Raw genomic sequence first — 25,791 nt, forward strand, 5'->3', positions numbered from 1 at the left:
TCCGTTGATCCCGAATTCGTTTCAAGATATTCTGGTATTCAATGATACAATGGTATTACTATCTTGTATGTATTTATATTGATAAAACTAAGTCTCGTCGTGGAATCTGCAGGTTTTCGATCACATAAAATGCGCGACACGCCGCACAAAGAACGGACGGCATAACTCTTCATTCAGATGACCGGCTTAGAAAACGGCTCCCCACGGCCGTAAGTTCGTGCCTGTACCCGGCGAGAACCGGCAGTGTCCGAGGAAGACATATCGATGGCCTTCTGGGGGCGCGCGAATCGAGTGCCGGATCACGCGGACGCGTCGGATCCGCCGATCGCGCTCGCCCCGGACGATGACGCGGCCGCCCCCGATCCGGCGGCGGCACCTCCGGGGCGGCCGCTCGCGGCGGCGGACGTGCTCCAGGCGCGGCTCGGCCTGTCGGAGGTCCAGCGCAAGGCCCTCGATGCCCTGATCGACGAGATCGGGATCGTCTCGGCGGATGTCGAGACCGACGTGCACGGCCTGTCGGAGCGGTTCCAGCGGATCGCCGCGACCACCCGCGGCCAGTCCGAGATCGTGCAGGGACTGGTGGCGTCGATCCAGTCGGTGCGGATCGACGGCACCGAGCGGCCGCTCGCCGAGGTGGCGGCGGCTTTGGGCGAGATCCTGGCGATGCTCAACGACAGGATCGGCTTCATGTCGACCCGCGGCGCCACCATGGAGGACGCGCTGAACGGCGTGCTGGGCGAATTGTCCTCGGTGGACGGCAGCGTCGCCGAGATCGAGAAGATCAACCGGCAGACCAACCTCCTGGCGCTCAACGCCAAGATCGAGGCGGCCCGCGCCGGCGAGGCCGGGAGGGCCTTCGCGGTGGTGGCCGACGAGGTGCGCAGCCTGGCCGGGGCGATCAACGCGCTGTCCGGGGTGATCAAGCAGCAGATCGGCGCGATCGCCACCGGCCTGCGCAGCAGCCATGCGCTGCTGCACGACATCGCCACCATCGACATGTCGGAGGAGAGCCGGAATGCCGACGCCCGGGTGCGCATGGTGATGCAGGCCCTGGTCGAGCAGAGCTCGCGGTTTGCCGGTGTGCTCGGCCAGACCGTGCAGACCACCGAGGCGATCACGCAGGACGTCTCGGGCGCCATCGTGGCGATGCAGTTCCAGGATCTCGCCAAGCAGCGCATGCAGAACCTCCAGGCGATCCTGCGCGCCCTCCGGACGGCCCCGGCGGGCGGCGCCGACGCGGAGCGGGACTGGGCGGCGGCGATGATCGCCGATTGCACCCTCGGGGAGGTCCGGGAGCGGATGTCCCGCCGCCTGCTCGGCACCGCGGCGTCGACGCGCGGGCGCGAGGACGATCCGCTCGCGGGCATCGACCTGTTCTGATCCACGACTGCTTTCGATGCATCTCGACTGTAGCAATGTGTAATTTTGCCTTTGTTTACGCATCGAAGCGCGATGACACAGTATATATATCGCACAAAAATCGTAAAATTCGAGATTTGCTATCTTCTAAGATTGGTTTTTGGACCAGAGTTCCAAACTTGTTTCGTTCGAAAAAGCATTTTCTGAGTAAAATCGGACCGGGAAAGTTTTTAAGGAGGTTCCATCTTCTTTTTTTAACACCCTCAAATTAGAATGGCCCCTGATCGATGGCCCGAGTCTTGGGTTGATCGCGCGATCTAGCCTTCGGCTTGCGCCTAATCGGCGCGTGATCGTCCCGATGCCCCCGAAGACGGCGCAACTGGATCCGCTCGACGATGACTGATCACGATCCACGCGAGGTGTTTCTGGCGGAGGCCAACGAGCTTCTCGACCGGCTGGAGACCACGCTGCTCGACCTCGGCGACCGGCCCGGCGACTCGGCGCTGGTCGACACGGCGTTCCGGGCCCTGCACACGATCAAGGGGTCGGGGGCGATGTTCGGCTTCGACCGGGTCGCGGCCTTCACGCACGATTTCGAGACCGCGTTCGACCTGGTCCGGCGCGGCGAGGTCCCGATCAGCGCCGATCTGGTCAACATCTCGCTCTCGGCCAAGGACTACATCCGCACCCTGATCGAGGATCCGGATTCCACCGCCCCGGTGATCGGCGAGGCGATCCTGGCGGAACTCGAGCGGCTGGTGGGCCGGGCCCAGGCCCAGCCGGCCGCGCAGCCGGGTCCCGGGGCGCCGGACCCGGAGATACCGGATGCCGGGACCGCCGGGTGGCGGATCGGGATCGCCTTCGCCCCGGAGGTTTTGCGCAACGGCACCAACCCGCTGGCGCTGCTCGACGAGCTGCGCGAGCTGGGGGCCTGCACGGTCGTGCCGCGCCTGGGCGACCTGCCCGCCCTCGCCGCCCTCGATCCGGAGAGCCTGGCGCTCGGCTGGGACGTGACGCTGCGCGGCTCCGCGACCCGGGAGGCGATCGAGGACGTCTTCCTGTTCGTGCGGGACGATATGGTCCTGACCCTGGCGCCGCTGGACGACGTCGCGCCGGCTCCCGACGCGCCGGTCCCCGTGCCCAGGCCGGCCGTGCCGGCGCCGGTCGCCGAGCCCGTTGCCCCGGTGCTGGTCCAGGTGCCTGCGCCGGTGCCTGTCCAAGTGCCTGCGCCGGTGCCTGCCCGACCGTCGGCCAGGCCGCCCGCCACCCCCGCCGAGGCCGAGCGCCGGGGCCCGGCCCGCGGCACCGAGCCGCGCGTGGCCAGCACCATGCGGGTCGAGGCCGAGCGGCTGGACGAGCTGCTCGACCGGGTCGGCGAGCTGGTGATCGCCCAGGCCCGGCTCAGCCAGCTGGCCGGCCACCATGCCGATGCCGGGCTCCAGACCATCGCGGAGGAGATCGAGCGGCTCTCGGCGCAGCTGCGTGACACCACCATGAGCATCCGGATGGTGCCGATCGGCGCCCTGTTCGGCCGGTTCCGGCGCCTGGTCCACGACCTGTCGGGGGATCTCGGCAAGCCCGTGACCTTCGTCACCGAGGGCGAGGAGACCGAACTCGACAAGACCGTGATCGAGCGCCTGGCCGATCCGCTGGTGCACCTGATCCGCAACGCCATCGATCACGGCATCGAGGACCCCGCCCGCCGGGGCGCCTCCGGCAAGGACGCCACCGGGCGCATCTCGCTCGCCGCCGAGCATGTCGGCGCCCAGGTCCACGTCACCGTGCGCGACGACGGCGCCGGCCTCGACGTGGCGCGCATCCGCGCCAAGGCCGAGGAGCGCGGGCTCGTCGCCCCCGGCACCCCGCTCACCGACCAGCAGGTCTACCAGTTCCTGTTCGCCCCCGGCTTCTCCACCGCGCAGCAGATCTCGGCGCTGTCCGGCCGCGGCGTCGGGATGGATGTCGTCAAGAAGACGATCGAGGCCCTGCGCGGCTCGATCGACATCACCACCGAGCCGGGGGCGGGCACCGCGATCGTGCTGCGCCTGCCGCTGACGCTGGCGATCATCGAGGGCCTGCTGATCCGGGTCGGCGACGGCCGCTACGTGCTGCCGCTGGCGGCCGTGGAGGAATGCGTCGAGCTGCCCGAGGGCGGGCGCAGCGAGCGCGGTCGGGACTTCCTCGACATCCGCGGCGACCTCGTGCCGTTCCTGCGCCTGCGCAGCCTGTTCGCGGCGACCGGCGAGCCCGACCCGTACCAGAAGGTGATCGTCGTCTCGGTGGGCGAGACCCGGTTCGGGCTCGTGGCCGACCAGATCCTCGGCAATCACCAGACGGTGATCAAGTCGCTGTCGAAGCTGCACGCCGACGTGACGACCTTCTCGGGCGCCACGATCCTGGGCGACGGCACCGCGGCGCTCATCATCGACCCGGCCCAGCTGATGGCCGGCGGACAGATCGGCGCCGCCCCGGACGGGCTGCGCGAATACCGCGAGGTGGCGTGATGACCGATTTCGTCGAGGCCATCGAGCAGGGCCGCGCCCTGCAGGTCGTGATGATGCGCATCGGCACCGAGACCTTCGCGCTCGGGGCCGGGATGGTGCGCGAGATCATCGACCCGATCCCGACCACCCGGGTCGCCGGGGCGCGCCCGCATCTCGGCCACGTGGTCAACGTGCGCGGCAACGTCGTGCCGCTGGCCGACATCCGGGAGCGCTTCGGCATGCCGATGGCAGCGGCCACGCCGGACACGCGCTTCGTGGTCGTCGAGCTCGATCTCGACGGCGATCCGACCCTGGTCGCGCTGGTGGCCGACAAGGTGTTCGAGGTGACCGCGGTCGCCCTGGAGACCCGCCAGCCGGCGCCGAAGATCGGCACGTCGTGGCGGCCCGAATACATCCGCTCCATCGTCAAGTCCGGGGATGACTTCGTCATCATCCCGGACATGCAGGCAATCCTGAACTGATCGGCAGGGGCTAAGGATATGCGTCTTTCGATAAAGGCCAAGCTGGCCGGCGGGTTCGGCGCGCTGCTGGTGCTCGCGGGCGTGGCCGGCGGGGTGGGCTACCGGGGCCTGATGGACTCCGACAGGACCCTGGCGTTCCTCCGCGGCCGCGCGGAGATGCAGGCCCTGGTGCTGGACGCCAAGGGCAATGCCAACCGCAGCACCTCCAACCTGCGCTCCGCGGTGATCACCGTGGACGACGCGCAGATCGCGGATGCCCTCAAGCGCGCCCTCGAGGCCCGCAAGCATGCAAGGGAGGCCGTCGCCAAGGTCAAGGCCAGCCCCTCGACCGAGGAGGGCGGCCGGCTCGTCCGGGACCTCGACCAGAATTACGAGACGCAGGTCGCCCTGGGCGACAGGATCGCGGACCTGGCCCGGATGAATGCCAATGCCCGGGCCTGGGCCGAGATCATCGGCGTGGGGCGCCCGGCCATCGGCGCGCTGCGGACGGACCTGGAGGCCCTCGCGGCCAAGGCCGACGGGCGTTCCGGCGATCTGATCAAGGCGGTGCTGGCCTTCCAGATCCCCCTCGAACGGGCCTGGGGCCGCCTGCAGGCCGCCACGGGCGCGGTCAGCGTCGCCGGGCTGAACGAGCACGTGACCGACACCAAGCGGCTCCGCGACGAGATCGCGCACCGCCTGGAGGATCTGCTCCGCGTCGGCGGGGCCCTGAAGATCCCCACCGAAGCGCTCCGCCAGAGCTTCGAGACCTGGTCGGCCTCGTTCCAGAGGGCCCTGGCCAAGATCGAGCCCGGCGCGCCGATTCACGCGATCGAACTCATATCGGGCGAGTACAGCGCCGCGTCCATTGCCGCCAACCAGGCCTTCGACACCCTGTCCGATTATCAGGATCGCCAGATGGCGGAGGCGGTCGAGCACGCGAAGGCGGCGTCGCAAGAGAGCCAGACGCTGATGCTCGCCACATTGGCCGGCGCGCTTCTCCTGGGCCTCGGCATCGCAGGGTGGCTGGCGGTCTCGATCGCCCGGGGGATGGCGCGGGCCGTCTCGCTCGCCGAGGCCGTCGCGGTCGGCGATCTGGGCCAGACGATCGCGGTGACCTCGAACGACGAGGTCGCCGACCTGATCACCGCCATGACCCGGATGACCGACAATCTGCGGGAGACCGCGTCCCTCGCCCACGCGATCGCGGAAGGTGATCTCACGGTCGAGGCCAAGCCGCTCTCCGACAAGGACACGATGGGTCTCGCCCTGCAGACGATGCTGGCGCGGCTCCGCGCCGTGGTGACGGAGGCGAACGCGGCGGCCGGCAACGTGTCGGCGGGCTCTCAGGAGCTGTCGTCCTCGGCCGAGCAGCTGTCGCAGGGCTCGACCGAGCAGGCCGCCTCCACCGAGGAAGCCTCGGCCTCGGTCGAGGAGATGGCCGCCAACGTCAAGCAGAACGCCCAGAACGCCAGCCAGACCGAGGCCATCGCCCGCCAGTCGGCCCAGGACGCCGAGGCCAGCGGCGTCGCGGTCGGCCGCGCGGTCGACGCCATGCAGACCATCGCCCAGAAGATCACCATCGTGCAGGAGATCGCCCGACAGACCGACCTTTTGGCCTTGAACGCCGCCGTCGAAGCGGCCCGCGCCGGCGAACACGGCCGGGGTTTCGCGGTGGTGGCGTCCGAGGTGCGGAAACTCGCCGAGCGCAGCCAGGCGGCGGCGGCCGAGATCGGCACGCTCTCGGCCGACACGGTGAAGGCGGCCCAACAGGCCGGCGAGATGCTCGGGCGGCTGGTCCCGGATATCCGCAAGACCGCGATCCTGGTGGAAGAAATCTCGGCGGCGTGCCGGGAGCAGGATGTCGGCTCGGCGCAGATCAACCAGGCGATCCAGCAGCTCGACAAGGTCACCCAGCAGAACGCCAGCGCCTCCGAGCAGGTCTCGGCCACCTCGGACGAGCTGGCCACTCAGGCCGAGCGGCTGCAGGCGACGATCGCGTATTTCCGCGTCGATGCGGCGGGGGCGGACATGACCGCGGCGGCGACGCGGCTGCGGGCGACGGCGGCCCGGATGGGTGTCCCGGCCAAGGCCAAGGCCGGCGTGAAGGCCCGCGCCGGCCGGCCGACCATGGCGTCGGGAGACGGCTTCGACCTCGACATGGGCAGCGGCGACGCCAGCGACGCCGACTTCGTCCGCGCCGCCTGAGCGGGGACGCGGCCGATCAGGCCCTCGGGGCGTCGTCCGGATCCGGTGTCCGGAACGACGCCCGTGACACCCGACCTGCGCCCCCGGGCGCAGCCACGATCAGATCCCCATCCGGGTCCAGCCGGACCAGGCCAACCGCAGGGTGCTCCCGACCGAGATCCCCGCCTCCAAGGACGAAGGCCATGAACCTGCTCGACAACATCTCGATACCGCGAAAACTGTTTCTGGCCTTCACGCTGATGCTGCTGGTCGGCCTCGGCATCGACGGCGTCGTCTACTGGAAATCGTCGGAGATCCGCCAGTCGGTGAACTGGACGGACCACACCATCAAGGTGATCGACGCCGCCGACCGGGCGCTCGCCGGCATGGTCAACCAGGAGACCGGCTATCGCGGCTTCCTGCTCTCCGGCGACGCCAAGTTCCTGGCGCCCTACCAGAAGGGCTGGGAGACGTTCAACGCGGCCTGGCGGCAGGCCAAGGAGCTGACCTCCGACAATCCGGCCCAGCAGGAGCGGCTGGAGACGATCCGGCGGCAGGCGGAGGCCTGGCATACCGGCGTCGCCGAGAAGGGCATCGCCGCCATGGCCAATCCGGAGACGCGGGAGGCCGCGCGCCAGACCGAGATCGCCGGTGCCGGCAAGGAGGCCATGGACGGCCTGCGCGCCGAGGTCGCCGACCTGGTCGGCGTCGAGAACAATCTGATGCGGACCCGCCAGGACGCGCAGAACGCGGCCTTCGACACCACCACGCAGATGATCCTGCTCGGTATCACGGCCAACCTGGTGATTGCCATCGCCATCGGCCTGCTCCTGGTCCGCACCGTGGCCAAGCCCGTGACCGCGATCAGCGCCCGCCTGGCGACCCTGGCGACGCCGTTCGAGACCGGGCGCCTCGACGAGGTCGGCCGGATCCAGGGCACCGCCCAGGCCGTCGAGCAGGCGTTCCGGGAGATCTCGGAGGTCCTCGCCGCCGCCTCGGCGGGCGACTTCACCAAGACCCTGTCGAAGGATTTCGGCGGCCTCAGCAGCGAGGTCCAGACCAATCTGCGCGCCACCACTGACAACCTGCAGGTGATCGCCGGCGTCGCCACGGCGATCGCGGCGGGCGATCTGACCGTCGAGGCCAAGCGCCTGTCCGACAGGGACGTGCTCGGCATCGCCCTGGAGCAGATGCTGGAGAAGCTCCGCGCCGTGGTGTCCGAGGCCGCCAACGCCGCCGGCAACGTGTCGGCGGGTTCGCAGGAGCTGTCGTCCTCGGCCGAGCAGCTGTCGCAGGGCTCCACCGAGCAGGCCGCCTCCACCGAGGAGGCCTCGGCCTCGGTCGAGGAGATGGCTGCCAACGTCAAGCAGAACGCCCAGAATGCCAGCCAGACCGAGGCCATCGCGCGCCAGTCGGCCCAGGACGCCGAGGCCAGCGGCGTCGCGGTGGGACGTGCGGTCGACGCCATGCAGACCATCGCCCAGAAGATCACCATCGTGCAGGAGATCGCCCGCCAGACCGATCTTCTGGCGCTCAACGCCGCCGTCGAGGCGGCCCGCGCCGGCGAGCACGGCCGGGGTTTTGCGGTGGTGGCATCCGAGGTGCGGAAACTCGCCGAGCGCAGCCAGGCGGCGGCGGCCGAGATCGGCACGCTCTCGGCCGACACGGTGAAGGCGGCCCAACAGGCCGGCGAGATGCTCGGGCGGCTGGTCCCGGATATCCGCAAGACCGCGATCCTGGTGGAAGAAATCTCGGCGGCGTGCCGGGAGCAGGATGTCGGCTCGGCGCAGATCAACCAGGCGATCCAGCAGCTCGACAAGGTCACCCAGCAGAACGCCAGCGCCTCCGAGCAGGTCTCGGCCACCTCGGACGAGCTGGCCAACCAGGCCGAGCGGCTGCAGGCGACCATCGCGTATTTCCGCGTCGATGCGGCGGGGGCGGACATGACCGCGGCGGCGACGCGGCTGCGGGCGACGGCGGCCCGGATGGGTGTCCCGGCCAAGGCCAAGGCCGGCGTGAAGGCCCGCGCCGGCCGGCCGACCATGGCGTCGGGAGACGGCTTCGACCTCGACATGGGCAGCGGCGACGCCAGCGACGCCGACTTCGTCCGCGCCGCCTGAGCGGGGACGCGGCCGATCAGGCCCTCGGGGCGTCGTCCGGATCCGGTGTCCGGAACGACGCCCGTGACACCCGACCTGCGCCCCCGGGCGCAGCCACGATCAGATCCCCATCCGGGTCCAGCCGGACCAGGCCAACCGCAGGGTGCTCCCGACCGAGATCCCCGCCTCCAAGGACGAAGGCCATGAACCTGCTCGACAACATCTCGATACCGCGAAAACTGTTTCTGGCCTTCACGCTGATGCTGCTGGTCGGCCTCGGCATCGACGGCGTCGTCTACTGGAAATCGTCGGAGATCCGCCAGTCGGTGAACTGGACGGACCACACCATCAAGGTGATCGACGCCGCCGACCGGGCGCTCGCCGGCATGGTCAACCAGGAGACCGGCTATCGCGGCTTCCTGCTCTCCGGCGACGCCAAGTTCCTGGCGCCCTACCAGAAGGGCTGGGAGACGTTCAACGCGGCCTGGCGGCAGGCCAAGGAGCTGACCTCCGACAATCCGGCCCAGCAGGAGCGGCTGGAGACGATCCGGCGGCAGGCGGAGGCCTGGCATACCGGCGTCGCCGAGAAGGGCATCGCCGCCATGGCCAATCCGGAGACGCGGGAGGCCGCGCGCCAGACCGAGATCGCCGGTGCCGGCAAGGAGGCCATGGACGGCCTGCGCGCCGAGGTCGCCGACCTGGTCGGCGTCGAGAACAATCTGATGCGGACCCGCCAGGACGCGCAGAACGCGGCCTTCGACACCACCACGCAGATGATCCTGCTCGGTATCACGGCCAACCTGGTGATTGCCATCGCCATCGGCCTGCTCCTGGTCCGCACCGTGGCCAAGCCCGTGACCGCGATCAGCGCCCGCCTGGCGACCCTGGCGACGCCGTTCGAGACCGGGCGCCTCGACGAGGTCGGCCGGATCCAGGGCACCGCCCAGGCCGTCGAGCAGGCGTTCCGGGAGATCTCGGAGGTCCTCGCCGCCGCCTCGGCGGGCGACTTCACCAAGACCCTGTCGAAGGATTTCGGCGGCCTCAGCAGCGAGGTCCAGACCAATCTGCGCGCCACCACTGACAACCTGCAGGTGATCGCCGGCGTCGCCACGGCGATCGCGGCGGGCGATCTGACCGTCGAGGCCAAGCGCCTGTCCGACAGGGACGTGCTCGGCATCGCCCTGGAGCAGATGCTGGAGAAGCTCCGCGCCGTGGTGTCCGAGGCCGCCAACGCCGCCGGCAACGTGTCGGCGGGTTCGCAGGAGCTGTCGTCCTCGGCCGAGCAGCTGTCGCAGGGCTCCACCGAGCAGGCCGCCTCCACCGAGGAGGCCTCGGCCTCGGTCGAGGAGATGGCTGCCAACGTCAAGCAGAACGCCCAGAATGCCAGCCAGACCGAGGCCATCGCGCGCCAGTCGGCCCAGGACGCCGAGGCCAGCGGCGTCGCGGTGGGACGTGCGGTCGACGCCATGCAGACCATCGCCCAGAAGATCACCATCGTGCAGGAGATCGCCCGCCAGACCGATCTTCTGGCGCTCAACGCCGCCGTCGAGGCGGCCCGCGCCGGCGAGCACGGCCGGGGTTTTGCGGTGGTGGCATCCGAGGTGCGGAAACTCGCCGAGCGCAGCCAGGCGGCGGCGGCCGAGATCGGCACGCTCTCGGCCGACACGGTGAAGGCGGCCCAACAGGCCGGCGAGATGCTCGGGCGGCTGGTCCCGGATATCCGCAAGACCGCGATCCTGGTGGAAGAAATCTCGGCGGCGTGCCGGGAGCAGGATGTCGGCTCGGCGCAGATCAACCAGGCGATCCAGCAGCTCGACAAGGTCACCCAGCAGAACGCCAGCGCCTCCGAACAGGTCTCGGCGACCTCGGACGAGCTGGCCACTCAGGCCGAGCGGCTGCAGGCGACCATCGCGTATTTCCGCGTCGACGCGGCGGAGACACACGGCGACGCGGCGGCGACGCAGCTGCGGGCGACGGCGGCCCGGATGGGCGCGCCGGCCAAGGCCAAGGCCGGCGTGAAGGCCGGCGGCAAGGCCCGCTCCGGCCGGGCCACCCTGGCTGCCGGGGGCGGCTTCGCCCTCGACATGAGCGACGGCGACGCCCGGGACGCCGACTTCATCCGCGCCGCCTGAGCGGCCCCGGCACCGCGCGGGCCACGCCCCGCGCGGTGCCGATCGATCCGGACCCATCGAGAAGGTCACACCCATGCGTTTCACGATCCGAGCCAAACTGGCTCTGAGCTTCGGCCTGATCCTGGTCCTCCTGGGCGGGGCCGGCTACCTGGCCATCGCGAGCCTCAGCGCCTCGAACGAGCGGATGCAGGCCTTTGCGTCCGGCCCGTTCGCGCAGGTCCAGCGCATCCTGCGCGTCGAGACCCTCTCGGTCGAGGCGGCGCGCATCATGAACCGCACGCTGCTGGAGCCGACCGATGCCGGGCGGGCGCAGCTCACCCTCGACTTCAAGGCCCAGGACGGCCGGTTCCGCGCACTCCTGGCTGAGCTCACGGAGCGGGCCACGCCGGAGGAGCGTGCCCGGATCAGGCCCCTGCAGGACCATTGGAACCAGCTGAACGAGGTCGCGGCCAAGGGCATGGAATTGTCGACCAAGAACGGCAACAACACCGCCATCGGTATCGCCGGCAATGAGCAGATGGCCGCCTACGGAGCCGTGATGGCCCGGATCGAGGAACTGGCCTCCCGCCCGGACCTGTCGGTGGAGAACCGCCGCCTCGTCGATGCCATCGAGCTGCGGGTGACCCGCCTCGTGGCCGAGATCTACCGCGAGGTGATGATCAGCGACGAGGCGCAGCTCGCGACGTTCGCCGGCGAGTATCAGGAGCATCGCCGCCAGCTCGATCAGGATCTCGCCCGGCTCACCGAGGCCGGCCGCGCCAACGGCTTCCTCGACGCGGTCCGGGCGATCTCGGCCGCGGTCAAGACCTGGGAGCCGATTGGCGAGCGGATCTTCGCTCTCGGTCTCGCCAACACCGACGCCAAGGCGCTGCAGATCATCGTGGGCCCGTTCACCCAGGCCCGGGCGGCGGTCACCGGCGAGGCCGCGAAGCTGCGCGCCTACGAGGAGGACGTGGCCCAAAGCTACGTCCGCGACACCCAGGCCGCCTATGAATCCACGCGCCTGATGCTCGGCGGCGTCATCGCCGGTGCGGTGGCGATCGGGTTCGCCATGGCCGTCTGGCTGTCGATCGCGATCTCCCGGGGCCTGCAGCGGGCGGTCGATGCCGCGACCCGCGTCGCCGCGGGCGACCTGACCCGGGACGTGGTCGGGTCCGGCCGCGACGAGATCACCGATCTGCTGCACGCCGTCCAGGCGATGAACCTGAAGCTGCGCGAGGTCGTGACCCAGGTCATCGCCGCCACCACCCACGTGTCGGCGGGTTCTCAGGAGCTGTCGTCCTCGGCCGAGCAGCTGTCGCAGGGCTCCACCGAGCAGGCCGCCTCCACCGAGGAAGCCTCCGCCTCGGTCGAGGAGATGGCCGCCAACGTCAAGCAGAACGCCCAGAACGCCAGCCAGACCGAGGCCATCGCGCGCCAGTCGGCCCAGGACGCCGAGGCCAGCGGCGTCGCGGTCGGCCGGGCGGTCGATGCCATGCAGACCATCGCCCAGAAGATCACCATCGTGCAGGAGATCGCCCGACAGACCGATCTTTTGGCGCTCAACGCCGCCGTCGAGGCGGCCCGCGCCGGCGAGCACGGCCGGGGTTTTGCGGTGGTGGCGTCCGAGGTGCGCAAGCTCGCCGAGCGCAGCCAGGCGGCGGCGGCCGAGATCGGCACGCTCTCGGCCGACACGGTGAAGGCGGCCCAGCAGGCCGGCGAGATGCTCGGGCGGCTGGTCCCGGACATCCGCAAGACCGCGATCCTGGTGGAAGAAATCTCGGCGGCGTGCCGGGAGCAGGATGTCGGCTCGGCGCAGATCAACCAGGCGATCCAGCAGCTCGACAAGGTCACCCAGCAGAACGCCAGCGCGTCCGAACAGGTCTCGGCGACCTCGGACGAATTGGCCACTCAGGCCGAGCGGCTGCAGGCGACGATCGCGTATTTCCGCGTCGATGCGGCGGGGGCGGACGTGACCGCGGCGGCGACGCGGCTGCGGGCGACGGCGGCCCGGATGGGCACGCCGGCCAAGGCCAAGGCCGGCGTGAAGGCCGGCGGCAAGGCCCGCGCCGGCCGGCCGACCCTGGCTTCGGGGAGCGGCTTCGACCTCGACATGGGCGACGGCGACGCCCGGGACGCCGACTTCATCCGCGCCGCCTGAGCGGCCCCGGCACCGCGCGGGCGTCTTTCGCGCGGTGCCCCTCCCTGAAACGACCGACCCCAGAGTGCCGCGGTGAAGGCCCGTGTCCCCCGGATCGGGCAGGACCCGGCCGGCAGCGGCCCAGCCGGAGACCAGAGCATGTCCAGCGTGTGGCAATACCTGACCCTCGGCCTCGATCGCGAGATCTTCGGGATCGCCATCGAATCCGTGCACGAGATTCTCGATTACCGCGCGCCGGCGGCCCTGCCGCAGGCGCCGCCGTTCCTGGTCGGCATGATCGACGTGCGCGGGCAGAGCTACCCGGTGATCGACCTGCGCACGAAGCTCGGCCTCCCGGCGACCGGCGTGACCCCGGCGACCCGGATCATCCTGCTCAACATCCCCATGGGGACGCGCGAGATGCGGGTCGGCTTCGTGGCCGACCGGGTGATCGAGGTCACCGAGCTCGACAGCGCCGATCTGGAGCCCGCCCCCGATGTCGGCGGCCGCTGGCGCTCGACCTACATCGCCGGCATCGGCCGGCGGGGCGAGGCCTTCGTGGTCGTGTTCGACCTCAAGGCGCTGATGGCCGGCGACGACCCGGCCCTCCTGCTCCCCGCGCTCGCAGCCTGAACGCCGGACGAGGATCGATGCCATGCCGCAGCTGAGCGACCGACATTTCGAGAATGTCGCCGACCTGATCCAGGACCGGGTCGGGATCCAGATCCCGGCGGCCAAGCGCACCATGGTGGAGGGACGGCTGCGCAAGCGCCTGCGCGCCCTCGATATCGAATCCCTGTCGGCCTACGGGCGGCACGTCTTCGAGGAGGGCCACCTCGCCCAGGAACTCGTCCACATCATCGATTGCGTCACCACCAACAAGACCGATTTCTTCCGCGAGCCGGCGCATTTCGACCAGCTCCGGGACGAGCTGGTGCCGATGCTGCGCCGGAACGGCGCCACCCAGGCGCGCCTCAAGCTGTGGAGTGCCGCCGCCTCCACGGGGGCCGAGGCCTACACCCTGGCGATGGTGCTGCACGACATGGCGATGGCCGGGCACGCCCTCGATTACGCGATCCTGGGCACCGACGTCTCCACCGAGGTCCTGCGGGTCGCCGCCGACGGCATCTACCCGGAGGACGTCCTCCAGGCGGTGCCGCCGCATTTCCGCAGGCGCTACGTGATGGAGGCCCGGGACCCGACCTGGAAGGTCGGGCGGATCGTCCCGGAGCTGCGGGCCCGCGTGCGCTTCAAGCACCTGAACCTGATGAACGCCCAGTACCCGGTCGATCACGACATCGACATCATCTTCTGCCGCAACGTCCTGATCTATTTCGACAAGGACACCCAGCGGGCGGTGCTGTCCCGGCTCGCCACGCATCTGCGGCCCGGCGGCTTCCTGGTGGTCGGGCACTCGGAATCGATGGCCGGGGCCGGGGTGCCGGGCCTGGAGCAGGTCTCCTCGACGATCTTCGGTGCGGTGAAGGGCGCGGTCGCGTGAGCCGCATCCCTCCGATCCGCGTCCTGATCGTGGACGATTCCGCCTCGGTGCGGCAGACCCTGGTGGGCATCCTCGAGGCGGCCCCCGACATCGCGGTGCTGGGCACGGCGGCAGACCCGTTCATCGCGGCCCGGCGCATCCACGACGAGGTCCCGGACGTCATCATCCTCGACCTCGAGATGCCCCGGATGGACGGGCTGACCTTCCTGCGCAAGATCATGGCCCAGCGGCCGATCCCGGTGATCATCTGCTCGACGCTCACCGACGACGGCTCGCGGACCCTGTTCGAGGTGCTGGAGGCGGGCGCCGTCGACGTCCTCCCGAAGCCCCGCGTCGACACCCGTCAGTTCCTGACCGAATCCTCGGTGCGGGTCTGCGACGCGGTCCGGGCCGCCGCCCGGGCGAAGCTGCGCGCGAGCCGTCCGGCCTTCCGGCCGATCGAGGCCAAGCTCACCGCCGACGCCGTGCTGCCGCCCTCGGGCCGCCCCCGGACCCTGGCCGGGACCGAACCGATCGTCTGCATCGGCGCCTCCACGGGTGGCACGGAATCCTTGCGGGACGTGCTCGAGGTGCTGCCGCTCGATTGCCCGGGCCTGGTCATCGTCCAGCACATGCCCGAGCATTTCACGGCGGCCTTCGCCAAGCGGCTCGACGGGCTCTGCGCCATCGCGGTGAAGGAGGCCGAGGACGGCGACGCGGTCGGCCCCGGCCAGGCCCTGATCGCGCCGGGCGGGCGGCACCTGCTGCTCCAGCGCAGCGGCAATCGCTACACGGTGGCGGTGAAGGACGGCCCGCTGGTCTCGCGCCACCGCCCCTCGGTGGACGTGCTGTTCCGCGGGGCCGCGCAATGCGCCGGCGCCAACGCGCTCGGCATCCTCATGACCGGCATGGGCGACGACGGCGCCAACGGCCTCCTGGAGATGCGCCGGGCCGGCGCGCTCACGGTGGCGCAGGACGAGGAGAGCTGTGTGGTGTTCGGCATGCCCAAGGAGGCGATCGAGCGCGACGCCGCCGTCAAGGTCCTGCCGCTGGACCGCCTGCCCCACGAGATCATCCGCTTCGGCCTCGCCCCGGTGCAGCGCCAGCCGGCGTGAGGCGCCTGGGCCGCGGCGCCTGCCGTCAGCCGCCGCGCAGCGGGACGCCGGGCGGGTCCGAAAAACGCGGCGCCCCGGCGGTGGGATGGCCGCGGCTCCCTGGACGGTGACGGGACTTGGCGGCACAGAGCCGCCGGCGACGGGTCGGCCCGGCTCTCCTGTTCGTGGACGACGGGGGAGCGGTATCGGAGCACCGAATGCCGGCGCAGCGGATTATCATCGCCCTGGCGATGCGCACCGCCAAGTCGATCGGCCCCCCCCGGGACTTCGCGAAGACGAAGCTCGACCGCGGTGCCTGACGCGCCCGTCCGGTGCCGGCGGGCCCGGATCACGCGGGGAACGCGTTGGCGCGGGCCCGCCCCCTCGCAGTGGACGGCCCGGGCGAAGAGGCGCACGCAGCCCCCTGCCGGCCGCCGTGCCGGCGACCTGAGAAGGACATCCCATGCGCAAGGTCGTCATCAGCGAGTTCATGGACGAGGCGGCGATCGCCGACGAACTCGCCGACTTCGACACCCTGTACGATCCCGGCCTCGTCGACCGCCCCGCGGCGCTGGCGGCGGCCCTCGCCGGTGCCGATGCCCTGATCGTGCGCAACCGGACCCAGGTGCGCGGCGCCCTGCTGGACCTGGCGCGGGAACTCAAGGTGGTGGGCCGCCTCGGCGTCGGGCTCGACAACATCGACGTGGCGGCCTGCCGGGACCGCGGCATCGCGGTCTACCCGGCGACCGGCGCCAATGACGGCGCGGTGGCGGAATACGTCGTGGCCACCGCGCTGCTGCTGCTGCGCGGCGCCTACGGGGCCACCCCCCGGGTCGCCGCCGGCACCTGGCCCCGCACCGCCCTGATGGGGCGCGAGATCGGCGGCAAGCGCCTCGGCCTCCTGGGCTTCGGGGCCATCGCCCGGGAGACCGCCCGCCGGGCTGCCGCCCTCGGCATGACGGTCGCGGCCCACGACCCGTTCCTCGCCCCCGGGGACCCGGCCTGGACGCCGCCGTCCGGCCCGGTGGCGCGCCGGGATCTCGACGCGCTGATCGCCGGGAGCGACGTACTCTCCCTGCACGTGCCGCTCACCGACGCCACAAGCGGCCTGATCGGCGCCGACGCCCTCGCCCGGATGCCCCCGGGCGCCGTGCTGATCAATGCCGCCCGGGGCGGGATCGTGGACGAAGCCGCCGTGGCGGCATCCCTGCGCGCGGGCCATCTCGGCGGCGCGGCCCTCGACGTGTTCGACCGCGAGCCCCTCGATGCGGAGGCCGGCGCGGTGTTCACCGACGTGCCCAACCTGATCCTGACGCCGCACATCGCCGGGGTGACCCGGGAATCGAACGTGCGCGTCTCGGCCGTCACCGCGCGGGCCGTGCGCCGCCACCTCACGGAACGCTGACCCTCGCGGAGGCCGAGGCCCTGCTGCCTGGCAGGAGGCCGGTTTTCCTGTAGGCTTTGCCGGCACGAGGGTGATCTTCGACCCCCAGGCTGGAGCGCGATGCGATGACCCGAGACCCTGACGGTCCGCCGGCGCGGCGGCGCTTCCTCGTCCAGGGCGCGGCCGCGGCCGTGGGCGCGCTGGCCGGCGCCGCCCGGGCGGAGGAGGCGATGCCCCCCGGCACCCCGGAATGGATGACCGTGCCGGGCGCCGATGTCGGCAGCCAGACCTACGGGACGCCCTCGCGCTTCGAGGCGGACGTGATCCGCAACGTGCCCAAGGGCCTCAAGCAGTACATCTCGGCGTCGAGCCGCACGCCGCTCCAAGATCTCGACGGCATCCTCACGCCCAACGGCCTGTTCTACGAGCGCCACCACGGCGGCATCCCCGACATCGACCCCGCCCGGCACCGCCTGATAATCCACGGGCTGGTGGAGACACCCCTGGTCCTGACGATGGACGACATCCGGCGCTTCCCGTCGGAATCCCACATCCATTTCCTCGAATGCTCGGGCAATCCGAGCTTCGAGGCGATCAAGGGCCAGACGGCCTCGGACCTCGTCGGGCTGGTCAGCTGCGCCGAGTGGACCGGCGTGCGGCTCGCGACGGTGCTGCGCGAGGCCGGGCTCAAGCCGGAGGCCAAGTGGGTGGTCGCAGAGGGCGCGGACGCCGCCGCCCTGACCCGCAGCATCCCGGTCGAGAAGTGCCTCGACGACGCCCTGCTGGTCTACAGCCAGAACGGCGAGCGGCTGCGCCCGCAGCAGGGCTACCCGCTGCGGGTGCTCCTGCCCGGCTTCGAGGGCAACATGAACGTGAAGTGGCTGCGCCGCCTCAACGTGACGGCGGAGCCGGCCTATTCCCGCGAGGAGACCGCCAAGTACACGGATTCCATGCCGGACGGCACGGCCCGGCAATTCACCTTCGTAATGGAGGCGAAGTCGATCATCACCCGGCCCTCCGGCACCCAGCGGATCGTCCGCGGCTTCAACGAGATCACCGGGATCGCCTGGAGCGGACGCGGGCGGATCCAGCGCGTCGAGGTCTCGGTCGATGACGGACGGACCTGGGCGGACGCGGCCCTGCAGGCGCCGGTCCTGACCCGGGCGCTGACGCGGTTCCGCCTGCCCTGGAGCTGGGACGGCACGCCGACGACCATCATGAGCCGGGCGATCGACGAGACCGGCTACGTCCAGCCGGGTTTTTCGGATCTGACGGCGGTGCGCGGGCTCAAGTCCTTCTACCACAACAACGCGATCGTCCCCTGGCGCGTCGCGGAGACCGGCGAGGTGGCCAATGGCTACGCGTAGCACCCGCGCGCTCGCGGTCGCCTTCCTCCTGCTCGGCGCGGCCGGCGCGGCGCGGGCCGCGGAGCGCTACGGCATCGGCCGGGCGGCGACGCCGGCCGAGATCGCGGCCTGGAACATCGACATCGACCGCGAGGGCCGGAAGCTGCCGCCGGGCCGCGGCAGCGTCGCCCAGGGCCGGGCGGTGTTCGAGGCGCACTGCGCCGCCTGCCACGGCGCCCACGGCGAGGGCGGGATCGGCGATCCGCTGGTCGGCGGCCAGGGCACCCTGGCCACGGCCAAGCCGGTCAAGACGGTGGGCAGCTTCTGGCCCTACGCGCCGACCCTGTTCGACTACATCCGCCGGGCCATGCCGATGAACGCCCCGGGATCACTCAGCTCCGACGACGTCTACGCGGTCTCGGCCTACATCCTGAACCTGAACGGGCTCGTCCCGGACGGGGCCGTGCTCGACGCCCCCGGCCTGGCGGCGATCCGGATGCCGAACCGCGACGGCTTCGTCGCGGATCCCCGGCCGGATGTTGGCCGCTGACGGGCCCCTGATCCCGGCGGTTTGCCGGGACGGCTGGCCCGCAACCCACGCGCCCTCCCTCCCCCCCGCGGGCTACCGGATTCACGGATCGGCTTTGGCGACGTGGCCTCAGGATGGGGCTCGGGCCCCCTCTCCCGTGCGGGAGCGGGGGCCTGTCGCGCTGCGTCATGAGCCGCGTGCCCTGAACCTGTGTCGCCCGTAGCCCTTGCGGGGAGGAGCCGGAGGTGAGGTGGTGCAGGGTCGAGCGGTGCGGCGCCGTCTGCACCACCCCCACCCCTGGCCCCTCCCCGCAAGGGGGAGGGGAAAAGCGCTTTGTCTTCATGATGCTGGTGTCAGACTGCGACGTGTGGATCCGGTCGCCCGCACGGGAGAGGGGGCGTGTCGCGGCCCGTCCAGGCCGATCTGTGCCCATCGTCGCAGGGGACGGAGACGCGCGGAGCCGGGGCCGATCGCGCCCGGCCCCGGCGCTCATCCGGCGTTCAGACTGAAAGGTCGATATTCGCCACGGCCAAGCTATAGACCAGTATTTCTGAATTGTAACTGCAGATATATTCTTGTCGACCACAGTCAAGCTGGGCTGTCGGAAGATTAAAATTCCCTGAATGCGTAATTCAGAGCCGATTAAATCCGTGGCGCCTATCAGCGCTGTCGGAAGGCGATGAGACGCGTCTCCGCGGCGGCCGGTCACGGGACCGGCGCGGTGGAATGCAGGGCCCCACGGGGCCGCATCGCGCACGGCACGGGGCGCGGCCATGACGGGGACCAAGGACGAGCGGGCGATCCCCGGCGCCGCGGTGGCGGACGGGCCGGGCGTCGCGATCCCGCAGAGGGCGGCGCGCGCATCGCGCCGCGCGATCGACGCGGCGGTCCGGGACCGGATCGGGCGCGGCCTGCGCGTGCACTACGCCGGCGTCCTGGCCCTGCCGGTCCCGGACCGGCTCCGGACGCTCCTCGACGCCCTCGCCGCCCGCTCCGACACGGAGGCCCAGCCATGACCCTGATGCTCAAAGCGGCCCCCGCGGGGTGCGGCGCCGGCCCGGCCCCATCGGGTGCCGACGCCGAGATGCGCGACCTCCTGCTCGGCTCGATCCCGGCCCTGCGGGCCTTCGCGTTCTCCCTGACCTACGATCTCGACCGCTCGGACGACCTCGTGCAGGACACCCTGGTCCGGGCCTGGATCAACGCCGCGAGCTTCCGGCGGGGGACCAACCTCACCGCGTGGCTGTTCACGATCCTGCGCAACCTGTTCTACTCCGAGCAGCGCAAGCGCAAGCGCGAGGTCGAGGATGCCGACGGGGTCCATGCCGGCCGTCTGACCGCCCTGCCGGAGCAGGAGATCCGGATGGAGATGGCGCAGTTCCAGAGCGCCCTGAACACCCTGCCGGCCGCCCAGCGCGAGGCGCTGGTCCTGGTCGGGGCCCAGAGCTTCACCTACGAGGAGGCCGCGGCGATCTGCGGTGTGGCCGTCGGCACGATCAAGAGCCGGGTCAGCCGCGCCCGGATGCGCCTCATCGCGGTGCTGGGCATGAGCGGGACCGATGATATCGGCCCCGACGCGCAGACCCGCGCGGCCCTGAACGGCCCCTGACCGGCCGCGGCGCCCCCTACTTGATCAGCTTGACCACGTCGCGGAACCGGGGGTGGCGGGCGGTGCCCAGCCACTCGAACACCACCATTTCGGCGGTGACGATGTCGGCGCCGTGGGCCGCCATCCGGGCAAGCGCCGCGTCCCGGCTCTCGACCCGGCGCGCGCCGACGGCATCGCCGACCACGTGAACGCGCCGCCCCGCCTCGCGCAGCCCGAGAACCGTCTGCAGCACGCAGATATGCGCCTCGCAGCCGGTCACCACGCAGTCGCGGTCCCCGATCTGGTCGAGAAAGCCCGGGGCCTGCGCGGCGCCAAAACGCATCTTGGGGAAGGCCGTGCCGGCTTCCGGGGCGAGGTCCGGCACGGTCGGCCCGAGGCCGCCGGCATTCTGCTCGGTGATCAGGACCGGCACGTCGAGGAGCCGCGCCGCCGCGGCGAGGCGGCCGGCATTGGCGATCACCCCGGCGCCTCCGGCGATGGCCGGCATGAGCCGGACCTGGACGTCGATGATCAGCAGGAGCGCGCGGGTCGGATCGATCAGCGCCATCGGCGTCAGTAAGTGGCAAAGAAACGCGCGACCGCGTCCGGCTCGCGCGTGACGGTCAGCGCCAGGGCGAGCAGGATCCGGGCCTTCTGCGGCGTCAGGTTGTCGGCGCTGAGGATGCCGCGGCTGCGCAGGCGGGTGGTGAGGGGCACCACGCCGCTCCCGGCCCGGGTCGACATCACCACCACGAGCCCGGCGGCGGCCGCCGCCTCCAGGGCCTCGGCCTCCCCGGGCGGGGTCATGCCCGGGGCGAGCCCCGCCGAGACGAGGCCCCGCGCCCCCGCGGCCACGAACGCGCGCACGGCCGTGCCGTCGGCATCGGCGTAGCCGTAGGACACGTCGACCCGCGGCAGCGCAGCGAGGCTGCGGATGTCGAAGGGCGTGCCCGGCGCATGCGCCCGCTCGGAGCGGCGATAGTAGCGGACATGCGCGCCGTCGACCTGGCCGAGCACCCCGAAATCCGGGCTCCGGAAGGTCTGGAGCCGGGCCACCGAAGTCTTGGTCACCTCCCGGGCGGCCTGGATCTCGTCGTTGAGCACCACGAGCACGCCGCGCCCGCGGGATTCGGGCGCCGCCGCGGTGCGCACGGCGGCGACCAGGTTCAGCTTGGCATCGGTGGAGAGCGCGCTCATGGGCCGCTGGGAGCCGACCAGCACCACCGGCAGGTCCACCGTCAGGGTCAGGCTGAGGGCGTAGGCGGTCTCCTCCAGGGTGGCGGTGCCGTGCCCGATGACGAGGCCGGCGAGGTCCGGATGCGCGGCGGCGGTCTGCGCGCACAGCAGGACGAGGTCGCGCCACTCCGGGAACCCGATCGCCGGGCTCGGCACCGCCCGGAACGGGACCGGCACCATCGTGGCGACCGCCGCCAGTTCCGGCACCGCCTCCAGGATCGCCCCCGCTTCCAGGCGCCGGTCGGTGGCGGAATAATCGAGGATGTCGAGGGCGTCGCGCCCCAGCGACGCGATCGTGCCGCCGGTGCCGATGAACGCGACCTTGGGCAACCCGGCCCCGTGCGCCGCCGCCGTTCCTGCCGCCATGCCCCGTCTCCCGGCCCCGCGAATGCGTGGGCCGGACGATGCCCCGGCGCGCGGCCGGGGTCGACCCCGCCGGGCGCAGGCGGGCGATGCGCCCGGCGACGGGGCCACGAACGCGCCGGTGTCAGCTCTTGAAGTCGAACAGCAGGGCCGAGATGTTGGTGCTGCTGTTCGTGCCGCTCGCCCCGTAGCCGACGCTGGACGACTGGCTGCTCTGGAGCTGCTGGAGGAAGCTGGACAGCAGGTCGCTCGCCGACGCGGTGCTGGAACTGCTCGACGTGCTGGACGCGCTGGACGCGCCGCTGCCCGACGTGGCGTCGCCGGGCGGCGGGCCGGGCGGGGGACCGGGGGGCGGGCCGCCGGCGCCGGACACACTGCCGTCATCCGCGGTGGCGTCGGAGGCCTGGGTGCTCTGCCCGTGGCTGGCGAACAGGGTCTTCAGCTCGGTGGCCTGATCGCTGGTCAGGCTGCCGCTGCTAACCTGGTCGGAGATCAGGCCGTCGATCCGGTCCTTCATCGAGGACGGGTCGAGCTTGGCCTGGGTGCCGCTGGCGCTCGCGCTGGTGCGGTCGGCCGACAGGCTCGAATCGATCGACGACAGGGCGCTCGTCAGGGCGGTCGCGTCGGTGCTGCTGAGGGTGCCGGCCGACAGCTCGCTGCTGATCGTATCGGACATCCGCGTCTTGGGACTGTCCTGCGTCGACCTTCGCTGCGCGTAGAGCTGCGCGGTCGTGGTGGCGGAGACGGTGCTCATGGAAACGCTCGGGGGCACGGATCTGCCGGAATCGCCCGGCTGCGGGTCCGTGTGCAAAATACCCACGCGTCCCTTAAGACCGCGTTTCCGTCCTGCCCGCATTGCGCCGGATCGGATCGGCGGCCGGGCCCTGCCCCGCGTGGGGTGCCCGGCCGTCGCGGTCCGTCAGACGCCCGCGGCCACCCGCAGCGGCGGTACGATCTCGCCCGGGCGCGAAGCGGGCGCGGCGTGACTGTAGAGGCCGCGATGCTTCGGATGCGGGGAGAGCCGGTCGGTCAGTCCGATCACCGTCTCCGCGGCCCCGAGCAGGAGCGCGCCCTCCGGGGCGAGCTGCGCGGCAAGCCGCGCCAGGACATCCGACTTGGTCGGCGCGTCGAAGTAGATCAGCACGTTGCGGCAGTAGATCACGTCGAACTGGCCGAGCGACGCGAAGCTGTGCAGCAGGTTGAGCTGGCGGTAATCGACCATGGACCGCAGGCTCTGGGCGATCTGCCACTGCTCGCCGACCTGCGTGAAGTACTTGATCAGCCACTGGACCGGCAGGCCGCGCTGGACTTCGAAATGGCTGTAGAGTCCGAGCTTGGCCTTCTCGATCACCTCGGTGGAGAGGTCGGTGGCCACGATCTCGACCTGCCATCCGGGCATCCGGGGCGCGGCCTCCTGCAGCAGCATGGCGAGCGAGTACGGCTCCTGCCCGGTGGACGAGGCCGCGCACCAGATCCGCAGCCGGCGCCGGCTGGCGTTACGCACCAGCACCCCCGGAAGCAGCGTGTCGCGGAACAGGTCGAACGGGATCCGGTCGCGGAAGAAGAAGGTCTCGTTCGTGGTCATCGCCTCGACCACGTCCCGCTCCATCGCGCCGTCCCGGCCGAGCTTGAGCGTGCCGATCAGCTCGCCGAGGCTTCCGAGCCCGTAGCGGCGGCAGACCGGGGTCAACCGGCTCTCCACGAGGTAACGCTTCTCGGCGGTGAGCGCGAGGCCGGAGCGCTGCTTGAGGAAGCCGCGCAGGAATTCGAATTCGAGCTCGGTCATGCCGACTGACCCGTGATCAGGGTGCGCAGCGCCGCCGCGAGGTCGGATAGCGGCAGCACGGCCTCGGCGAGGCCGGCCCGGGCGACACTGCCCGGCATGCCCCAGACGGTGCTGGTGGCCTCGTCCTGGGCCAGGACCGGGCCGCCGGCCTCGGTGAGGGCCCGGGCGCCGTTGGTGCCGTCCGAACCCATGCCGGTGAGGATCACGGTCGCGGTGGCGGCCCCGAACATGACCGCCGCGTCCTTGAACAGCACGTCCACCGCCGGGCGGCAGAAATTCACCGGCGGGCCGTCCGTGAGCTTGATGACCGGGCCGTTCGGTCCCGCGGCGAGACCCATGTGGCGCCCCCCCGGGGCCACGTAGATGCGCCCCGGCTCGATCCGCTCGTCGGCCTTGCCCTCCGCTGCCTGGACGCCTGTGCGGGTGGTGAGGTGCTCGGCGAACACCGCCGTGAAGATCGGCGGCATGTGCTGCACGATCAGCACCGGCAGGCGGCGCAGGGTGGCCGCGCCGATCCCCTCCAGCATCTCGCCCACCGCCCGCGGCCCGCCCGTCGACGAGCCGATCAGGAGGGCGCGGGGCGCGGTGCGGCTGCGGACCTTCGGCCGCAGGGTGAAGGGCGTCGCGGGGCGCGGTGCGGGCGCGGCCGCGTGGGCTGTCGGCGCCGGGGCCGCGGGCGCCGCCGCGGGGGCGGAGGCCGGACGCCGGGTCCGGGCCCGGGCGGCGCCGAAGACGCGCACGCGCTCGATCAGCTCCGCCCGGAACGTGTCCGAGGTGGTGACGCCGCGGCTGCTCTCGGGCTTGGCGATATAGTCCACCGCCCCGAGGGCGAGGCATTTCAGCGAGATGTCGGCATTGCGGGTCGTCAGGGTCGACATCATCACGACCTGCACGCTCGGGCTCATGGTGAGCATGCGGGGCAGCGCCGTGGTGCCGTCGAGTTCGGGCATCTCGATGTCGAGCAGCACCACGTCCGGGTCGTGCTTGGCCATCATCTCCAGGGCGATGCGCCCGTTGGAGGCCGTTCCCACGAGGGTGAACCCGGCCTCGCCGATCCAGCGGGCCACCAGGCCCCGGACCACGGCGGAATCGTCGGCCACCAGAACCCGGATCGCCGCGGCGGACCCGGAGGTACTCTGGGTTGGCGGCGTGCGCAGCGGTGCGACCGCGGGGCTCAGGGCCATGATGCTTGCCTCGGGTACAGGGTCGCGGATGCGGGGACGTGCGGGGCGGGCTCAGGCCGCGTCGGCGAAGAGCCCGACCTGTTCGAGTTTGGCCGTCAGGATGTCGCGGTCGAAGGGCTTCATGATGTACTCGTCCGCCCCCGCCCGAAGGGCCCGGGCGATCGCACCGACATCGTTCTCCGTCGTGCAGAACAGGACCTTCGGCACCCCGCCCCCCTCGCTCCGGCGCAGGGCCTGGAGGAAGGTGTAGCCGTCCATGTTCGGCATGTTCCAATCGAGCAGGATCGCGTCGGGCATGTGGGCCGCGCAGGATACCAGGGCGGCGTTGCCGTCCTCGGCCTCGCTGACGTTCATGCCGAGATCCTCGATGATCCGCCGGGCGACCTTCCGGATCACCGCGGAATCGTCCACGACCAGGCAGGTGGTCTCGTGCGGCGCCTTCATTGCCCCCTCCCTCAAGCCGCCTTGGCGCCGGCAGCCGTGAAGCCGAGGAGCGCATCCACGTCGAGAATCACCAGGAGGCGCCCGTCGAGACGGTGGACGCAGATGGCGAGGTTGCGGAAGCGCGGATCCAGGTTGATCGGCACCGCCTCGCGGCTGTCGGCGCCGAGCTTGAGCACCTCGCCGACGCCGTCGACCACGAGGGCGAAGGTCTCGCCGCCCTGCTCCAGGCCGATCGCCATCTTCGGACTGGCCTTGCCGTCCGCCTCGGGCTCGGCGTCGGGCAGCCCCAGGCGCCGGCGCAGGCTCATGGCCGTGACCACGCGGCCGCGCAGGTTCAGGAGGCCGACGATCTCGGCCGGCGCCAGGGGCACCGGCGTCACCCCCGAGGGGACGAACACGTCGTGGACCCGCTCGATCGCCAGCCCGAACAGGGTCTCGCCGACATAGACCGTGACGAAGTCGTCGGTGGCACCGGTCTCGGTGCCGTTGGCGTTGGCAGCCTGCATCACAACTCTCC

General features: G+C 71.2%; 22 protein-coding genes. 15 read left to right on the forward strand and 7 right to left on the reverse strand.

The features are described from left to right. Positions 1 to 264 precede the first annotated feature (264 nt). The 15 genes from AC3IF1_RS01160 to AC3IF1_RS01230 all read left to right on the forward strand — a co-directional run bounded on the left by AC3IF1_RS01160 (position 265) and on the right by AC3IF1_RS01230 (position 20,282). A complete protein-coding gene (locus AC3IF1_RS01160; RefSeq protein WP_489215209.1) occupies positions 265 to 1,380 on the forward strand; it encodes a methyl-accepting chemotaxis protein in 1,116 nt (371 codons plus the stop codon). 374 nt (positions 1,381 to 1,754) lie between these two features. After that, the gene (locus AC3IF1_RS01165; protein WP_489215211.1) at positions 1,755 to 3,863 is read left to right on the forward strand and encodes a chemotaxis protein CheA; all 2,109 of its coding nucleotides are present in this window, start codon (positions 1,755 to 1,757) and stop codon (positions 3,861 to 3,863) included. Next, a complete protein-coding gene (locus tag AC3IF1_RS01170; RefSeq protein ID WP_489215213.1) occupies positions 3,863 to 4,324 on the forward strand; it encodes a chemotaxis protein CheW in 462 nt (153 codons plus the stop codon). Before AC3IF1_RS01165 ends, AC3IF1_RS01170 begins: the two co-directional genes overlap by 1 nt. Before the next feature lie 18 nt (positions 4,325 to 4,342). Beyond that, complete coding sequence (locus tag AC3IF1_RS01175) at positions 4,343 to 6,511, forward strand: HAMP domain-containing methyl-accepting chemotaxis protein (RefSeq protein ID WP_489215215.1); 2,169 nt, start codon at positions 4,343 to 4,345, stop codon at positions 6,509 to 6,511. A 182-nt stretch (positions 6,512 to 6,693) separates the two neighbouring features. Next, complete coding sequence (locus AC3IF1_RS01180) at positions 6,694 to 8,610, forward strand: methyl-accepting chemotaxis protein (RefSeq protein WP_489215217.1); 1,917 nt, start codon at positions 6,694 to 6,696, stop codon at positions 8,608 to 8,610. Positions 8,611 to 8,792: 182 nt separating this feature from the next. Next, entirely contained in the window at positions 8,793 to 10,721 is a 1,929-nt protein-coding gene (locus AC3IF1_RS01185; RefSeq protein ID WP_489215219.1) for a methyl-accepting chemotaxis protein, read from the forward strand. A 73-nt stretch (positions 10,722 to 10,794) separates the two neighbouring features. Continuing rightward, the gene (locus tag AC3IF1_RS01190) at positions 10,795 to 12,861 is read left to right on the forward strand and encodes a HAMP domain-containing methyl-accepting chemotaxis protein (RefSeq protein ID WP_489215221.1); all 2,067 of its coding nucleotides are present in this window, start codon (positions 10,795 to 10,797) and stop codon (positions 12,859 to 12,861) included. A gap of 138 nt (positions 12,862 to 12,999) precedes the next feature. Further along, on the forward strand, positions 13,000 to 13,473 hold the full coding sequence (locus AC3IF1_RS01195; RefSeq protein ID WP_489215223.1) for a chemotaxis protein CheW: 474 nt from the start codon (positions 13,000 to 13,002) through the stop codon (positions 13,471 to 13,473). A gap of 22 nt (positions 13,474 to 13,495) precedes the next feature. Next, positions 13,496 to 14,341: a CheR family methyltransferase gene (locus AC3IF1_RS01200; RefSeq protein ID WP_489215225.1), complete on the forward strand. Its 846-nt coding sequence runs from the start codon at positions 13,496 to 13,498 to the stop codon at positions 14,339 to 14,341. Then, the gene (locus AC3IF1_RS01205; protein ID WP_489215227.1) at positions 14,338 to 15,435 is read left to right on the forward strand and encodes a protein-glutamate methylesterase/protein-glutamine glutaminase; all 1,098 of its coding nucleotides are present in this window, start codon (positions 14,338 to 14,340) and stop codon (positions 15,433 to 15,435) included. The genes AC3IF1_RS01200 and AC3IF1_RS01205 overlap by 4 nt, the downstream gene beginning before the upstream one ends. Before the next feature lie 442 nt (positions 15,436 to 15,877). Then, positions 15,878 to 16,819 carry an NAD(P)-dependent oxidoreductase gene (locus tag AC3IF1_RS01210; protein ID WP_489215229.1) on the forward strand — a complete coding sequence of 314 codons (942 nt, stop codon included), beginning with the start codon at positions 15,878 to 15,880 and terminating at the stop codon, positions 16,817 to 16,819. Between the two features lie 104 nt (positions 16,820 to 16,923). After that, positions 16,924 to 18,165, forward strand: coding sequence for a sulfite dehydrogenase (soxC, locus tag AC3IF1_RS01215; protein ID WP_489215231.1), 1,242 nt, complete (start codon positions 16,924 to 16,926; stop codon positions 18,163 to 18,165). Continuing rightward, positions 18,152 to 18,694 carry a c-type cytochrome gene (locus AC3IF1_RS01220; RefSeq protein WP_489215233.1) on the forward strand — a complete coding sequence of 181 codons (543 nt, stop codon included), beginning with the start codon at positions 18,152 to 18,154 and terminating at the stop codon, positions 18,692 to 18,694. The genes soxC and AC3IF1_RS01220 overlap by 14 nt, the downstream gene beginning before the upstream one ends. Before the next feature lie 752 nt (positions 18,695 to 19,446). Continuing rightward, on the forward strand, positions 19,447 to 19,689 hold the full coding sequence (locus AC3IF1_RS01225; protein WP_489215235.1) for a NepR family anti-sigma factor: 243 nt from the start codon (positions 19,447 to 19,449) through the stop codon (positions 19,687 to 19,689). Next, positions 19,686 to 20,282 carry a sigma-70 family RNA polymerase sigma factor gene (locus AC3IF1_RS01230; RefSeq protein WP_243971233.1) on the forward strand — a complete coding sequence of 199 codons (597 nt, stop codon included), beginning with the start codon at positions 19,686 to 19,688 and terminating at the stop codon, positions 20,280 to 20,282. The genes AC3IF1_RS01225 and AC3IF1_RS01230 overlap by 4 nt, the downstream gene beginning before the upstream one ends. Before the next feature lie 16 nt (positions 20,283 to 20,298). On the opposite strand, the gene AC3IF1_RS01235 is transcribed toward AC3IF1_RS01230, so the two are convergent. The 7 genes from AC3IF1_RS01235 to AC3IF1_RS01265 all read right to left on the reverse strand — a co-directional run bounded on the left by AC3IF1_RS01235 (position 20,299) and on the right by AC3IF1_RS01265 (position 25,780). Further along, the gene (locus tag AC3IF1_RS01235) at positions 20,299 to 20,829 is read right to left on the reverse strand and encodes an isochorismatase family protein (protein ID WP_489215237.1); all 531 of its coding nucleotides are present in this window, start codon (positions 20,827 to 20,829) and stop codon (positions 20,299 to 20,301) included. Positions 20,830 to 20,834: 5 nt separating this feature from the next. After that, positions 20,835 to 21,863: an asparaginase gene (locus tag AC3IF1_RS01240; RefSeq protein WP_489215239.1), complete on the reverse strand. Its 1,029-nt coding sequence runs from the start codon at positions 21,861 to 21,863 to the stop codon at positions 20,835 to 20,837. A 121-nt stretch (positions 21,864 to 21,984) separates the two neighbouring features. Next, positions 21,985 to 22,614: a hypothetical protein gene (locus AC3IF1_RS01245; protein WP_243971228.1), complete on the reverse strand. Its 630-nt coding sequence runs from the start codon at positions 22,612 to 22,614 to the stop codon at positions 21,985 to 21,987. Between the two features lie 165 nt (positions 22,615 to 22,779). Continuing rightward, positions 22,780 to 23,646: a CheR family methyltransferase gene (locus AC3IF1_RS01250; protein ID WP_489215241.1), complete on the reverse strand. Its 867-nt coding sequence runs from the start codon at positions 23,644 to 23,646 to the stop codon at positions 22,780 to 22,782. Further along, positions 23,643 to 24,830, reverse strand: coding sequence for a chemotaxis-specific protein-glutamate methyltransferase CheB (cheB, locus tag AC3IF1_RS01255; protein WP_489215243.1), 1,188 nt, complete (start codon positions 24,828 to 24,830; stop codon positions 23,643 to 23,645). Before cheB ends, AC3IF1_RS01250 begins: the two co-directional genes overlap by 4 nt. Positions 24,831 to 24,881: 51 nt before the next feature. Then, entirely contained in the window at positions 24,882 to 25,274 is a 393-nt protein-coding gene (locus AC3IF1_RS01260) for a response regulator (RefSeq protein WP_243971222.1), read from the reverse strand. 11 nt (positions 25,275 to 25,285) lie between these two features. Further along, positions 25,286 to 25,780, reverse strand: coding sequence for a chemotaxis protein CheW (locus AC3IF1_RS01265; protein WP_243971220.1), 495 nt, complete (start codon positions 25,778 to 25,780; stop codon positions 25,286 to 25,288). Positions 25,781 to 25,791: the final 11 nt, after the last annotated feature.

Source organism: Methylobacterium sp. E-012, assembly GCF_057836545.1.

Excerpts from the sequence above, each read along its gene's own strand:
- AC3IF1_RS01240 (WP_489215239.1), bottom strand. The coding sequence starts at position 21,863 with ATGGCGGCAGGAACGGCGGCGGCGCACGGGGCCGGGTTGCCCAAGGTC.
- AC3IF1_RS01260 (WP_243971222.1), bottom strand. The coding sequence starts at position 25,274 with ATGAAGGCGCCGCACGAGACCACCTGCCTGGTCGTGGACGATTCCGCG.
- soxC (WP_489215231.1), top strand. The coding sequence starts at position 16,924 with ATGACCCGAGACCCTGACGGTCCGCCGGCGCGGCGGCGCTTCCTCGTC.
- AC3IF1_RS01165 (WP_489215211.1), top strand. The coding sequence starts at position 1,755 with ATGACTGATCACGATCCACGCGAGGTGTTTCTGGCGGAGGCCAACGAG.
- AC3IF1_RS01225 (WP_489215235.1), top strand. The coding sequence starts at position 19,447 with ATGACGGGGACCAAGGACGAGCGGGCGATCCCCGGCGCCGCGGTGGCG.
- AC3IF1_RS01160 (WP_489215209.1), top strand. The coding sequence starts at position 265 with ATGGCCTTCTGGGGGCGCGCGAATCGAGTGCCGGATCACGCGGACGCG.
- AC3IF1_RS01175 (WP_489215215.1), top strand. The coding sequence starts at position 4,343 with ATGCGTCTTTCGATAAAGGCCAAGCTGGCCGGCGGGTTCGGCGCGCTG.
- AC3IF1_RS01245 (WP_243971228.1), bottom strand. The coding sequence starts at position 22,614 with ATGAGCACCGTCTCCGCCACCACGACCGCGCAGCTCTACGCGCAGCGA.
- AC3IF1_RS01185 (WP_489215219.1), top strand. The coding sequence starts at position 8,793 with ATGAACCTGCTCGACAACATCTCGATACCGCGAAAACTGTTTCTGGCC.
- AC3IF1_RS01235 (WP_489215237.1), bottom strand. The coding sequence starts at position 20,829 with ATGGCGCTGATCGATCCGACCCGCGCGCTCCTGCTGATCATCGACGTC.
- AC3IF1_RS01200 (WP_489215225.1), top strand. The coding sequence starts at position 13,496 with ATGCCGCAGCTGAGCGACCGACATTTCGAGAATGTCGCCGACCTGATC.
- AC3IF1_RS01180 (WP_489215217.1), top strand. The coding sequence starts at position 6,694 with ATGAACCTGCTCGACAACATCTCGATACCGCGAAAACTGTTTCTGGCC.
- AC3IF1_RS01195 (WP_489215223.1), top strand. The coding sequence starts at position 13,000 with ATGTCCAGCGTGTGGCAATACCTGACCCTCGGCCTCGATCGCGAGATC.
- AC3IF1_RS01230 (WP_243971233.1), top strand. The coding sequence starts at position 19,686 with ATGACCCTGATGCTCAAAGCGGCCCCCGCGGGGTGCGGCGCCGGCCCG.
- AC3IF1_RS01170 (WP_489215213.1), top strand. The coding sequence starts at position 3,863 with ATGACCGATTTCGTCGAGGCCATCGAGCAGGGCCGCGCCCTGCAGGTC.
- AC3IF1_RS01250 (WP_489215241.1), bottom strand. The coding sequence starts at position 23,646 with ATGACCGAGCTCGAATTCGAATTCCTGCGCGGCTTCCTCAAGCAGCGC.
- AC3IF1_RS01190 (WP_489215221.1), top strand. The coding sequence starts at position 10,795 with ATGCGTTTCACGATCCGAGCCAAACTGGCTCTGAGCTTCGGCCTGATC.
- AC3IF1_RS01265 (WP_243971220.1), bottom strand. The coding sequence starts at position 25,780 with ATGCAGGCTGCCAACGCCAACGGCACCGAGACCGGTGCCACCGACGAC.
- AC3IF1_RS01210 (WP_489215229.1), top strand. The coding sequence starts at position 15,878 with ATGCGCAAGGTCGTCATCAGCGAGTTCATGGACGAGGCGGCGATCGCC.
- cheB (WP_489215243.1), bottom strand. The coding sequence starts at position 24,830 with ATGGCCCTGAGCCCCGCGGTCGCACCGCTGCGCACGCCGCCAACCCAG.
- AC3IF1_RS01220 (WP_489215233.1), top strand. The coding sequence starts at position 18,152 with ATGGCTACGCGTAGCACCCGCGCGCTCGCGGTCGCCTTCCTCCTGCTC.